Origin of the sequence: Mangrovibacter yixingensis (genome assembly GCF_020523985.1) — a bacterium.
In the GTDB taxonomy this organism is placed as follows: domain Bacteria; phylum Pseudomonadota; class Gammaproteobacteria; order Enterobacterales; family Enterobacteriaceae; genus Mangrovibacter; species Mangrovibacter yixingensis.
On record NZ_JAIVKM010000003.1, the window covers coordinates 68819 to 82330 of the forward strand.

The 13512-nt window shown below is 49.9% G+C and carries 10 protein-coding genes; 5 read left to right on the top strand and 5 right to left on the bottom strand.

Annotated elements, in window-relative coordinates; genetic code table 11:
• The first annotated feature begins 50 nt into the window (after nucleotides 1-50).
• Complete coding sequence (locus LC084_RS14230) at nucleotides 51-2435, top strand: glucose/quinate/shikimate family membrane-bound PQQ-dependent dehydrogenase (RefSeq protein ID WP_226571862.1); 2385 nt, start codon at nucleotides 51-53, stop codon at nucleotides 2433-2435.
• 127 nt (nucleotides 2436-2562) lie between these two features.
• On the opposite strand, the gene cueO is transcribed toward LC084_RS14230, so the two are convergent.
• A complete protein-coding gene (cueO, locus tag LC084_RS14235; RefSeq protein WP_226571863.1) occupies nucleotides 2563-4176 on the bottom strand; it encodes a multicopper oxidase CueO in 1614 nt (537 codons plus the stop codon).
• 148 nt (nucleotides 4177-4324) lie between these two features.
• Between cueO and LC084_RS14240 the strand changes: the two genes are divergently transcribed.
• The 3 genes from LC084_RS14240 to speD all read left to right on the top strand — a co-directional run bounded on the left by LC084_RS14240 (nucleotide 4325) and on the right by speD (nucleotide 6455).
• Nucleotides 4325-4672: a YacC family pilotin-like protein gene (locus tag LC084_RS14240; protein ID WP_226571864.1), complete on the top strand. Its 348-nt coding sequence runs from the start codon at nucleotides 4325-4327 to the stop codon at nucleotides 4670-4672.
• 107 nt (nucleotides 4673-4779) lie between these two features.
• Nucleotides 4780-5646 carry a polyamine aminopropyltransferase gene (gene speE / locus LC084_RS14245; protein ID WP_226571865.1) on the top strand — a complete coding sequence of 289 codons (867 nt, stop codon included), beginning with the start codon at nucleotides 4780-4782 and terminating at the stop codon, nucleotides 5644-5646.
• Nucleotides 5647-5660: 14 nt separating this feature from the next.
• Nucleotides 5661-6455, top strand: coding sequence for an adenosylmethionine decarboxylase (gene speD / locus LC084_RS14250; protein WP_226571866.1), 795 nt, complete (start codon nucleotides 5661-5663; stop codon nucleotides 6453-6455).
• A gap of 83 nt (nucleotides 6456-6538) precedes the next feature.
• Here the strand turns inward: speD and murP are convergent, their stop codons facing one another.
• Nucleotides 6539-7984: a PTS N-acetylmuramic acid transporter subunit IIBC gene (gene murP / locus LC084_RS14255; RefSeq protein WP_226571867.1), complete on the bottom strand. Its 1446-nt coding sequence runs from the start codon at nucleotides 7982-7984 to the stop codon at nucleotides 6539-6541.
• On the bottom strand, nucleotides 7984-8895 hold the full coding sequence (murQ, locus tag LC084_RS14260) for an N-acetylmuramic acid 6-phosphate etherase (protein ID WP_226572117.1): 912 nt from the start codon (nucleotides 8893-8895) through the stop codon (nucleotides 7984-7986). Before murQ ends, murP begins: the two co-directional genes overlap by 1 nt.
• A 386-nt stretch (nucleotides 8896-9281) precedes the next feature.
• Here murQ and LC084_RS14265 point away from each other — a divergent pair, with 386 nt between their 5' ends.
• Nucleotides 9282-10139, top strand: a complete 858-nt coding sequence (locus LC084_RS14265) for an SIS domain-containing protein (RefSeq protein WP_226571868.1) — start codon at nucleotides 9282-9284, stop codon at nucleotides 10137-10139.
• An 84-nt stretch (nucleotides 10140-10223) separates the two neighbouring features.
• Here the strand turns inward: LC084_RS14265 and yacL are convergent, their stop codons facing one another.
• Together yacL and acnB are read right to left on the bottom strand one after the other, a co-directional pair.
• Nucleotides 10224-10586, bottom strand: coding sequence for a protein YacL (gene yacL, locus LC084_RS14270; RefSeq protein ID WP_036106110.1), 363 nt, complete (start codon nucleotides 10584-10586; stop codon nucleotides 10224-10226).
• 160 nt (nucleotides 10587-10746) lie between these two features.
• On the bottom strand, nucleotides 10747-13344 hold the full coding sequence (gene acnB / locus LC084_RS14275) for a bifunctional aconitate hydratase 2/2-methylisocitrate dehydratase (RefSeq protein ID WP_226571869.1): 2598 nt from the start codon (nucleotides 13342-13344) through the stop codon (nucleotides 10747-10749).
• Nucleotides 13345-13512 lie beyond the last annotated feature (168 nt).

Here is a 13512-nt window from a genome sequence, read left to right on the forward strand (position 1 = left end):
ATTTGTTAATGACTATAATTAAATGCATATTAATCATTAAAAGAGTGTTTATGTTTGTGAATAAAAAAGCTATACAGTCACGCTGGCTTGTGATCATTACAGCCTTGTTTGCATTAGTAACAGGGCTGTATTTATTGATTGGCGGGATTTGGCTCGTCGCCATCGGCGGCTCCTGGTACTACCCGATTGCGGGTATCGTAATGTTGCTCACCGCAGCACTGGTATGGCGTGGCAAGCGCTCAGCCCTTGTGTTGTACGGGGCATTCTTACTTTGCACCATGATATGGTCTGTCTGGGAAGTCGGTTTCGATTTCTGGGCACTGACACCACGCTGCGATATTCTGGTGTTCTTCGGTATTTGGTTGATTTTGCCCTTTATCTGGCGTCGCCTTGCCACACCTTCGTCGCTGGCCATTCCCACTTTAGGCATCAGCCTGGTGGTAAGTGGAATTATCCTTGGATGGGCAATTTTTAATGACCCACAAGAAATCAATGGTACGCTGAGTAACGACACTGCTTCGACCACAGAACAAACCAGCACCGTGGCAGATGGGGACTGGCCGGCTTACGGGCGTACTCAAGAGGGGCAGCGTTACTCCCCGCTAAAACAAATTAACGACAAAAACGTTAATCAGTTAAAAGAAGCCTGGCGTTTTCGAACTGGTGATCTGAAGACGGCCAGTGACCCGGTAGAAATTACTGATGAAGTCACCCCAATTAAAATTCGCGACACGCTTTATCTGTGTACTCCCCATCAACGCCTGTTTGCACTGGATGCCGCAACCGGGAAAGAAAAATGGTCGTTTGACCCACACTTGAAAACTGACCCGTCATTCCAGCATGTGACCTGTCGTGGTGTGTCTTACCATGAGGCAACCCCGGAGAACGCACCAGCAGATGTTGTTGCCGACTGCCCACATCGGATCCTTTTGCCTGTGAATGACGGGCGGTTATTTGCCCTGAATGCAGACACCGGTAAGTTGTGCGAAACCTTCGCCAACAAAGGTGTGCTGAACCTGCAAACCAACATGCCGGTTACCACACCGGGTATGTACGAACCCACTTCGCCTCCAGTAGTTACTGATAAAGTGATTGTGATTGCGGGGGCGGTAACCGACAACTTCTCAACCCGTGAACCGTCTGGTGTCATTCGTGGTTTTGACGTAAATACTGGGAAACTGGTCTGGGCGTTTGACCCAGGCGCCAAAGACCCCAACGCTATTCCGGCGGATGAACATCACTTTACGCTGAATTCACCTAACTCCTGGGCACCTGCATCTTACGATGCCAAACTGGACCTGGTCTATTTGCCGATGGGGGTCACCACGCCTGATATTTGGGGTGGTAACCGTACACCGGAGCAAGAGCGTTACGCCAGCAGCATTGTTGCGCTGAATGCGTCTACCGGTAAGCTTGTCTGGTCATATCAAACTGTTCACCACGACCTGTGGGATATGGACATGCCTGCCCAGCCGACTCTGGCTGATATCAAAGATAAAAATGGGAATACCATTCCGGCAATTTATGCCCCGGCGAAAACCGGTAATATCTTTGTGCTCGACCGCCGCACAGGTAAACCTATTGTGCCTGCACCGGAAAAACCGGTTCCCCAGGGTGCAGCTAAAGGTGACCATGTTTCACCCACTCAGCCGTTCTCTGACCTGACGTTCCGCCCGGCCAAAAAATTGACGGGTGCGGATATGTGGGGCGCGACAATGTATGACCAATTAATTTGCCGCGTGATGTTCCACCGCCTGCGCTATGATGGCATTTTCACTCCGCCATCAGAGCAAGGTACTCTGGTCTTCCCGGGTAACCTTGGCATGTTTGAATGGGGTGGTATCTCCATTGATCCACAGCGCCAGGTAGCGATTGCTAACCCAATGGCGCTGCCTTTCGTCTCCCGTCTGGTTCCACGTGGTCCAGGTAACCCAATGGAACCGCCGAAAGATGCGAAAGGTTCAGGTACTGAATCCGGTATTCAGCCCCAATACGGTGTACCTTATGGCGTAACACTGAACGCTTTCTTGTCGCCGTTAGGTTTCCCCTGTAAACAACCCGCCTGGGGCTATATTTCTGCCCTGGATCTGAAGACCAACAAAGTTGTGTGGAAAAAACGTATTGGTACCGTACGCGACAGCTCACCTGTACCGTTACCTTTCCGGATGGGTATGCCAATGCTGGGAGCACCAATTTCAACAGCGGGTAATGTTCTGTTTATTGGTGCAACCGCAGATAACTACCTGCGTGCTTACAACATGAGTAACGGGAAAAAACTCTGGGAAGCGCGTTTGCCAGCAGGCGGCCAGGCAACACCGATGACATATGAAGTCAACGGTAAGCAGTATGTACTGATAGCCGCTGGCGGGCATGGCTCGTTTGGCACCAAACTGGGTGATTATATTATTGCCTGGGCACTGCCAGACCAGAAATAACCCGTGGCATGAATGACTGACGCCAGGCAATTTTAAGGCGTAATACCATTCAGCAGTCAAAAAAAGGGCCAGTTGCTATCTCAAGGCAACCGGCCCTTTTTAAATATTAACTTTAATGCTGTTTTACTCAGGCCTCGCCAACAGTAAAGCCCAGCATCATGCCTGTATCTTCGTGTTCTAACAGGTGGCAATGAGCCATATAAGCATGTTCAGCACTGGCAACATAATCAAAACGCACCAGCACTTCACTGCGTCCACCTTCTACCCGTACCGTATCCTTCCATCCTCGGCGATGCTCAGCCGGTGGCTGGCCATTTTCTGTCAATATCCGGAATTGCATACCGTGAATATGGAAAGGATGCAGCATCATGTCGCCTTCCCCGGAGATAACCCAGCGTTCATAACGCCCAAGAGGTACATGAAACGCAGGATGGTTCATATCAAAGGCTTTACCATTAATCCGGTTGGCGGTATAGAGATCGAAAGCGCCCTGCTCCATTGGCGAATCACTCATATGATTCCCCCCCTGCATTCCATGCATGCCCGACATCCCAGGCATATTATTCATTTCACTGGCATGATGCATATTCATGCCTGACATGTTCATACTGCCCATCGCCTGCTGACCATATTTGTCTTTCAAGGCTTGCATACCCTGGTGATCCAGGCGGTGATCCATACTTAATGTCAGTACACGCTGCTCCAGGCCTTCAAGGGCGGGAAGCGCAGGCAATGCAACCAGCGTATCGGGCAAAATCCCCGATGCCGGAATACGTAGTGGGCGAATACCAACGACCGGGCAGGGTTTATCAAAGGGCGGTAATGTCATCCCCATTTGACTGACAGGGAGAGTCACCAAATCGAAAGGCGTGCCGTCGCGGGTATCGACCATGATCTCAAAGCGTTCCCCCATCAATAATGGCAATGAAGTGACTTTGACAGGTTCTGGTAATAAGCCACCATCGCTGGCTATAACGTACAAAGGGCGGTTATCGCTGGCGGCAATCGTCAACGAACGTGCATTACAGCCATTTAACAAACGCAGCCGTAACCAGCCTCGTGGTGGCGCATGTTGCGGGTACTCGACACCGTTACATAATAATGTATCGCCAAACCAGCCTACGGCTGCTGTCATCACGTCCAGTTGATAATCTATTTCCCCAGAAGCCGTAAAACGTTTGTCCTGAATAATCAGTGGGACATCATCAATCCCCCATTGCTTCGGCAACCGCAATGCACCTTGTGCGGCATCATCAATAAGTACCAACCCGGCAAGCCCCATTGCGACCTGCTGGCCTGTATGCTTGTGGTAATGGGGATGAAACCAGCAAGTTGACGCGGGTTGATCTGGCGTAAAAGTCACGGTTCGAGTTGCACCGGGTGCAATAATACCTTGCGGGCCACCATCCACACTGCCAGGGATGGCCAGACCATGCCAATGTACGGTCGTCGGTTGTGGGAGTGCATTGTGCATTTCGACTGTCACTGTCTTCCCTTTCTCCAGTGCCAATGCTGGCCCCAGAAGGTTGCCGTTGTAACCCCATGTGGTTACCTGCTTCCCATTAAAAAGTGTTTTCCCGGCCTGAATCCGTAAGCGAATTTTACCCTTTATATCCGCCTTGAGGAGGTCTGGAACCGGTAATGCCGGGCGTTCAGAAAGGACAGGCATTCTGGCCCAGGCCGGTATTGCACTCATCGCCCCCAAGGCAACTGAATACTTAATAAACTCACGACGTCGCATTATTTTCTCCATTGCAGGTGATGGCATAATGAACGCAGTCTAAACCCTGACCTAACAGGAAGGTCAATCAACGTTAAAATAAGAAAATCGCTTTCCGAAAACTGGAAATATGCTAACGTTTTATTTCCGCAATCACGTGGTTAACGCAATGAAGACGTTTGTTAAAATAACACTCTTGGGAAGCTTGTTAGGTTTCTCCTCTGCCAGCCAGGCGTTAAATGAGGCTGAGGCTGAGGATATGGCTGATTTAACAGCCGTTTTTGTGTACCTGAAGAATGATTGCGGTTATCAGGATTTACCTAATGACCAAATTCGTCATGCTCTGATTTTCTTTGCACAGCAAAATCAGTGGGACCTGAGTAATTACGACAGCTTTAACATGAAAAAAATGGGGGAAGAAAGTTACCGCGATTTAAGTGGTATTGCCATTCCCACTGCTAAAAAATGCAAATCGCTGGCCCGTGACTCATTAAGCTTACTGGCCTACGTAAAATAACCTACCTCTGGCCCCTTCGTTGAAATAATGACCGTGCATGCGCGGTCATTGTTCGATATGATGTTGCGCCCATTTTATCCGGGTGTTAATGAAGGAGGTGTCAACATATGGCTGAAAATCGCCAGTGGCATGAAACGCTACATGATCAATTTGGTCAGTACTTTACTGTTGATAATGTTCTGTACCATGAGAAGACAGATCATCAGGATCTGATAATCTTCGAAAATAGCGCATTTGGGCGCGTAATGGCGCTGGATGGCGTGGTACAAACCACCGAACGCGATGAGTTTATTTACCACGAAATGATGACCCACGTACCTTTGCTGGCTCACGGCCAGGCAAAACACGTGCTAATCATCGGTGGTGGTGATGGTGCGATGTTGCGTGAAGTCTGCCGCCATAAAAATGTTGAAACCATTACGATGGTGGAGATAGATGCAGGTGTTGTGTCCTTTTGCCGCCAGTATCTGCCACATCACAACGCCGGTGCCTATGACGACCCACGCTTTAAGCTGGTGATCGACGATGGCGTGAATTTTGTTAACCAAACCACGCAAACGTTTGACGTCATTATTTCTGACTGCACAGACCCGATTGGTCCCGGTGAAAGCCTGTTTACTTCCGCGTTTTACGAAGGCTGTAAACGTTGCCTCACACCAGGCGGTGTTTTTGTTGCCCAAAATGGTGTGTGCTTCCTGCAGCAGGATGAAGCTATCGATAGCCACCGTAAACTGAGCCATTACTTTGGTGATGTCAGTTTTTACCAGGCTGCTATTCCCACCTATTACGGTGGAGTAATGACCTTTGCCTGGGCGACAGATAACACTGCACTTCGCCATCTGCGTACCGAAATCATTCAGGCACGTTTCCGCCAGGCCAGCCTGACTTGCCGTTATTACAACCCGGCGATTCACACTGCGGCATTCGCCCTGCCCCAGTATTTACTTAATGCCCTTTCCGGCCCCGATTCCTGAGGAGGTGAGCGAAATTGAAAAAGCTGAAACTACATGGCTTTAATAACCTGACTAAAAGCCTGAGTTTTTGTATCTACGATATCTGTTATGCCAAGACACCAGCAGAGCGTGATGGTTATATTGCTTATATTGACGAGCTGTATAACGCCAACCGCTTGACGGAAATTCTCAGCGAAACATGTTCAATTATCGGCGCCAATATTCTCAATATCGCCCGCCAGGATTATGAACCTCAGGGTGCAAGCGTGACAATTTTGGTCAGTGAAGAACCCATTGACCCACTGCACATTGATAAATCCGAAAACCCAGGGCCGCTGCCTGAGGCTGTCGTAGCTCACCTTGATAAAAGCCATATTTGCGTACACACCTACCCGGAAAGTCACCCTGAAGGTGATTTATGTACTTTCCGCGCAGATATTGAAGTTTCCACCTGTGGGGTTATTTCACCGCTGAAAGCGCTGAATTACCTGATCCACCAGTTAGAGTCCGATATTGTCACCATCGACTACCGTGTCAGGGGCTTTACACGGGATATTAATGGAATGAAACACTTCATCGACCATGAGATAAATTCTATTCAGAATTTTATGTCTGAAGATATGAAATCACTATACGACATGGTGGATGTGAATGTTTACCAGGAGAATATCTTTCACACCAAAATGCTGCTGAAAGAGTTCGATCTTAAACACTATATGTTCCATACCCGGCCAGAAGATTTAACCGCCGCAGAACGTAAAGTGATAACGGATCTGTTATGGAAAGAGATGCGCGAAATTTATTACGGGCGCAATATTCCAGCAATGTAACGGTAACAGGTTCAGGCCCTGCAAATGCAGGGCTTTTAGTTTCTGGCACAGCCTGAGCAGTAACAAGCCTCCAGCCCTCTCTCTTAAGTCAGATCAACGCCTTTGTGGCCAAAGAACCATGTGAGGATAAAACCACATGTGTAGGAGATTAATACGCCAACGGCGTAAACCCCCATTCCCGCATAAATACCCTGACTGGATGTCATCAGCGGCAGCGAAACTAAACCTGACGGACCGAATACGGTGTTCAGACCAATCGGCAATCCCAACCAGGCAACCAGACCAATAAAGAAGCCGCCGCAGGCACCGCCAAGACAGGCAGTCACAAACGGTTTGACGCGAGGCAGCGTTACAGCATAGATCAGTGGTTCTCCCACACCAAGCAGGCCAGGGATAATTGCACCCTTAACCTGATTACGCGTGACGGAATTTTTTCCTGCACGGAAATACAACCCCAGTGCCGCGCCAACTTGTCCACCACCAGCCATAGCGAGAATCGGGAATAGAGAGTTGAAGCCCTGCACGTCCATCAACGCGAAATACACCGGAATAAAGCCCTGGTGCACGCCGAAAACCACCGCAATAAGGAACAGGCCAGACAGCACCGCGCAGCCAAACGGGTTGCCGTTGAGATGCAGGAACAACCAGGACATGCCTTTAAACAACTCACCGCCAAACGGCATAATCAGCGTAAAGGTCAACGCACCGGTAATAAGCAGCGTCAGTAGAGAAGTCACGATCATATCCAGATTATCCGGGATAATCTTGCGGAGTTGCCGTTCTATCCACGCTCCCAGAATCGTGGCGATCAGCACACCGATAATATTACCTCTTGGGTCGATCCCCATGCCAAAGAAGTTATCGATCCCGGAGAAATAACCAACAGTCGCTTCCGGTTGGTAACCCAACAGGAACAGAGAGGCAATGATCGCCCCATTGACCCCCGAGCCGCCGAACGCTTTTTGTGCGTTATATCCAATCAGGATTGGCAGGAAGGTAAACAGGCCCTTGCCAAAGATTTTCATGTAACCAACGATTTGCACGGTGGTTGCATTTTTTACCTCAGCGTCCGCCAACAGAATTTGTTCGATTAAGGTCGCAAAACCTAACAACATTCCGGCTGCGATAAAGCCCGGGATCAACGGGGTAAAGATAGTGGCAAACCTGGCGAGGAACTGGTGCACCACGCTGTTTTGCTTTGCTTTCATCTTTTGTTTCGTGTCGCTGGCAACAGAGCCGACACTCGGCTGAGCGGCAGAAGCGGAATCTCCGCCATTGGCCAGCATCGTGCTCATTATCTCGGCAGCGCTTTGTGCTTTGCCCGGACCAAGAATAATTTGCAACTGGTCGTCGGAGTTAATTACTCCCAGCACTCCCTCCAGTGCTTTAAGCTTGCTGTGTTGGATAAGCTGATCGTTAACGAGCGTCAGGCGCAGGCGAGTCATGCAATGGCCGCAGTTTTGGATATTCTCTTTATTGCCAACCAGTTCCAGGATAGTGGCAATTAATTGGTCTGTAATCCTGGCCATTAGCAGCTCTCCGTATTGGCTAAAGCGTTGCGAATAAATCCGTGGTTATCGTTCAATAGCTGTTTGGCCTGCTGCGCACTCAGTTTGCCCAGCACCATGACGATGGCCGTTTTGCAGTGGCTTTCACAGGCAGAAAGAGCCTGCGAGGCTGTCTGCTGATCACAGTCTGTTGCCTGCATTACGATATTGATCTGCCGCTGAACCAACTTCTGGTTGGTCGCTTCGACATCGACCATCAGGTTACCGTAAACCTTGCCGCTGCGAATCATTGCCCCTGTGGTAAGCATGTTCAGTACCAGCTTTTGAGCGGTGCCTGCCTTCATACGTGAAGAGCCAGTGACCACTTCTGCACCGACAACTGGCTGGATAGCAATTTTCGCGATCTGAGTGATTTCACTGCCCGCGTTGCAGGTCAGTGCCACGGTAGTTGCGCCTAAACTGTTAGCATAGTTAAGCGCGGCCACTACGTAAGGTGTACGCCCGCTGGCCGCAATTCCGACGAGAACATCGTTTTCGTTGAACTGAATGCTTTTCAGGTCGTCCACCCCCATAGTCAGGCTGTCTTCAGCATTTTCAACGGCCTGCAAAATGGCCTGATGCCCCCCGGCAATCAGTGCTACAACCTGCTCGCGCGGCGTGCCATACGTTGGCGGGCATTCACTGGCATCCAGGATACCCAGGCGCCCTGAAGTTCCTGCGCCGCAGTAGATCAGGCGCCCCCCTTTCTGGAAAGCCGCAACTATGGCATCGACAGCCCGTGTAATCTCCGGGATCACCTTTTCTACGCAAACCGCTATCTTTTGGTCTTCCTGATTAATCACCTGCAGCATCTCTTCGGTCGACAGCATGTCAATATTTTCACTGCGAGTATTACGGTCCTCGGTGGACAGGGCAGATAAATCGATCTTCATCATTGTCTCGTCATTTTGTTCGTACTGACTGGCGGCGTTACCCCCTTGAACCCAGCGCAAAAAGGCCCGGTGCTAATTCGCATCTAATGCCAAAGATTCACTTTGCATCTGATTGAAGGGGGCTTTTTTCTACCGATGCCTGATATTCATTACGTGATATGGCCACGGCTGTACCCGACGCTTTCGTTGGCAGGCACCAAGAGAATAATCAATTATTTATTTTAATTAAAAAAGGAATATTCTATTCTAACATGTGTAATTGTGACCAAAATCATAATTTTGTATGACAAATAAGCTATGAAATCTTGTCGGTTTTGAAGGATGAATAGTGTCTTTCAGGTTCCAGAAAGCGACTCACAAAAAAGCGAGTTATGGAGGAATATCCCGTGCTGTATCGTCAAAAGCTGATAGAAAATCTGGAGCGTTTTACCCCGGGTGAACGCAAGATTGCGAGTTTTATCATCAACAGCCCCGAAAAACTGAAAGAACTCTCTTCACAACAGTTAGCTGAAATGCTGAGCGTCAGCCAGTCGGCTATCGTCAAATTTGCGCAGAAGCTTGGGCTCCAGGGTTTCACCAATTTCAAAATGACGTTGGTTGAAGAATGGGGCAAACAGGTCAGTGACCGCAAGCAGCAATCGCCTCATTTACATAACGACATCAGCAGCCACGACCCTTTGCACGACGTTGCCAAAAAGCTGCTGAATGAAAAAATGAACGCCGCACGGAAAACGACGGACAACCTCGATTTTAACCTACTGGAAAAGGTCATTAACCTGCTACAGGCCGCCAACCGTATTCAGATTGCAGCCATCGGAGGTTCGTCATTGGTGGGGAAAGACCTCTCTTGGAAACTGATGAAAATTGGCTTTCACATCCTTTCGGAATACGACAGCCATGTGCAGTTGACCATCGCACAGACGCTAACCGAACAGGATGTGATGTTGGCAATTTCATTTTCCGGACAACGCAAGGAAGTGCTGCTGGCGGCTGAGATCGCAAAATCTAAAGGCGCGGTGGTAGTAGCCATAACTTCCCTACAGGATAGCAGCCTGCGAAAACTTGCCGACTACACGCTGGATACCGTTTCTGATGAGCAGCGCTGGCGTAGTTCGTCCATTTCCTCGCGTTCGGCACAGCAGTGCGTGACTGACCTTCTGTTTATGGGCCTGCTCCAGTGTAACGAAAGCGAAGGGATGAAAATGATTGAGCAAAGCCGCAATCTGGTGGACAGATTAACCTGACGGCATCAGACTTCCCCATTCGGTGGAACATCATAGTAATCCAGACTATTTCCCCAGCCGTAGCTAAAGCGGGGGACTCGCTGCTTATTTTCCCGCTAAAAAGCGCTTATACGCGGCAACCACCTGTAAGAAGTCTTCAACTCCACACATCGCCAGGCTTTCTTCGTCGTAATAGCTCATCCCTTCTTCGATTTCATCACCTGAAAAATCCAGTTGGTTCGCACGCACCATGACTTCTTCGCCATCCAACCACAGCGTATATTCATGCCCGGTCCGTTGCCAGTGGCGCTCACTCCCTTTTACTGTGCGTGCAGCCTGCTCCACTTCATCCAGCAGTTCCAGGTTCTCTTTCACTTCTTCGTTAAACCAGTGACCGATTGCCTCATGCCCCATCGACATACGCACTTTTACCACGCCAGTAACATCCCGCATAAATTCATAATCCATAATGTATTCCTCTCTATGCGTGCCCCAACCTGCAGGCGGGCTTTGACAACGCTATTATCTCAGTCAAACACCAGAAAAAAAGCGGGGAAGGTGACAACTTAAAAAAAAGAATCCCTCCCCCCGAAGGGAAAGGGATTCTACAGTATGGCAGGGTTGAAAGTCAGACTGCGGTCTGGAAAATCACGCCATCTGCTTTTTCCGTATACTGATTAAGGCGGTCAAAGTTCAGATAACGGTAGGTATCTGTCGCTGTCTTATCGACTTGCTCCATAAATGCCTGGTATTCCTGAGGAGTCGGTAATTTACCGAGCAATGATGCAACCGCGGCCAGTTCTGCAGAAGCCAGGTAAACATTAGCCCCAGTACCTAAACGGTTCGGGAAGTTACGGGTGGAAGTCGATACAACTGTCGCCCCGTCCGCAACGCGCGCCTGGTTACCCATACACAGTGAACAGCCTGGAATTTCAATACGAGCGCCACTCTTACCGAATACGCTGTAATAACCTTCTTCCGTCAGCTGTGCGGCATCCATACGTGTCGGCGGAGCAACCCACAAACGCGTTGGCAACTGGCCTTTATGGCTGTCGAGCAACTTACCGGCAGCACGGAAGTGGCCGATGTTGGTCATACAGGAGCCGATAAAGACTTCATCAATTTTGCTGCCAGCAACATCAGACAACAAACGCGCATCATCAGGGTCATTCGGTGCACACAGAATCGGCTCTTTAATCTCATCCAGATTAATGTCGATTACAGCGGCGTATTCCGCATCGGCGTCACCTTCCAGCAACTGAGGGTCAGCCAACCATTTTTCCATCCCCTGAACACGGCGTTCCAGAGTACGGCGATCGCCATAACCTTCCGCAATCATCCATTTCAGCAGAACAATGTTGGAATTGAGGTATTCAGTGATCGGGTCTTTGTCCAGCTTGATAGTACAGCCCGCCGCAGAACGTTCTGCAGAAGCATCTGCCAGTTCAAAGGCCTGCTCAACTTTGAGTGTGGGCAGACCTTCAATTTCCAAGATACGACCAGAGAAGATGTTTTTCTTACCTTTCTTCTCAACCGTTAACAAGCCCTGGCGGATAGCGTACAGCGGAATGGCATGCACCAGATCACGCAGTGTGATACCCGGCTGCATTTTTCCGGAGAAACGCACCAGCACAGATTCAGGCATATCCAGCGGCATAACACCAGTGGCAGCCGCGAAAGCCACCAGCCCGGATCCCGCCGGGAACGAGATCCCAATAGGGAAACGGGTATGGGAATCCCCACCGGTACCAACGGTATCCGGCAGCAGCATACGGTTCAGCCAGGAGTGAATAATACCGTCGCCCGGACGCAGGGACACACCGCCACGGTTCATAATAAAATCTGGCAGGGTATGGTGAGTTTGTACGTCAACCGGTTTTGGATAAGCAGCAGTGTGGCAGAATGACTGCATCACCAAGTCAGCCGAAAAGCCCAGACATGCCAGGTCTTTCAGCTCATCACGGGTCATCGGCCCGGTGGTATCTTGCGAACCGACAGATGTCATTTTCGGTTCGCAATACTGCCCCGGACGGATACCGTCGACACCACAAGCACGGCCAACCATTTTTTGCGCCAGGGAGAAGCCACGGTTGCTGTCGGCAACATCTTTCGCTTTACGGAACACATCGCTGTGCTCAAGGCCAAGAGACTCACGCGCTTTACTGGTCAGCCCACGGCCAATGATCAGCGGAATACGCCCACCAGCACGGACTTCATCCAGCAGAACATCAGTTTTCAGTTCAAAGGTTGCCAGCACTTCATTGGAATCGTGGCGGCAAACCTCACCTTTATACGGGTAGATATCAATGACATCGCCCATATTCAGGTTTGATACGTCAACCTCAACAGGCAGCGCACCGGCATCTTCCATCGTGTTGAAGAAGATTGGCGCAATTTTGCCACCCAGAACAACCCCACCACCGCGTTTGTTAGGCACACCAGGGATATCATCCCCCATGAACCACAAAACAGAGTTGGTTGCAGATTTACGCGATGAACCGGTACCTACAACATCCCCAACATACGCCAGCGGGAAGCCTTTTTGTTGCAACGCTTCAATCTGTTTAATCGGGCCGACGCTACCAGGCTGATCTGGCTCAATGCCATCACGGGCGTTCTTGAGCATAGCCAGTGCATGCAACGGAATATCCGGGCGGGACCAGGCATCAGGTGCCGGAGACAGGTCATCAGTGTTGGTTTCACCCGTTACTTTAAATACAGTAACGGTGATTTTATCGGCCAGTTTCGGGCGGGACAGGAACCATTCGGCATCAGCCCAGGACTGTACAACCTGTTTGGCGAAGACGTTGCCATTTTTCGCTTTTTCTTCAACGTCGTAAAAATTATCAAACATCAACAGGGTGTGAGACAGCGCTTTAGCGGCAACGGGTGCCAGTTTGTTATCGTCCAGCGCTTCCACCAACGGATGGATGTTATACCCCCCTTGCATTGTGCCAAGGAGCTCAACAGCTTTTTCAGGAGTAATCAGTGGAGAGGTCGTTTCGCCTTTAGTAACAGCAGCAAGGAAACCTGCTTTGACGTAGGCGGCTTCATCAACACCCGGAGGGACTCGGTTGGTCAGTAAATCTAACAGAAATTCTTCTTCGCCCGCAGGCGGGGTCTTCAGCAGCTCTACCAGTGCGGCCATCTGGGTTGCATCCAGCGGTTTCGGTACAACACCTTCTGCAGCACGCTCAGCTACGTGCTTACGGTATTCTTCTAGCACGACGGTTCTCCTCGCTCTCATTGTCATATCGGCACCGGAGGCTCCTCTTCACTTTCCGATGAGACCTCAGAATGTAGGGTAAAGAGCCCAGTCCCGCACTGGGAGCATATCAGGATTTCGGTGGGCTGTTAATCTGTTTACAAAAAAGCAACATTAAATATTTGCTGA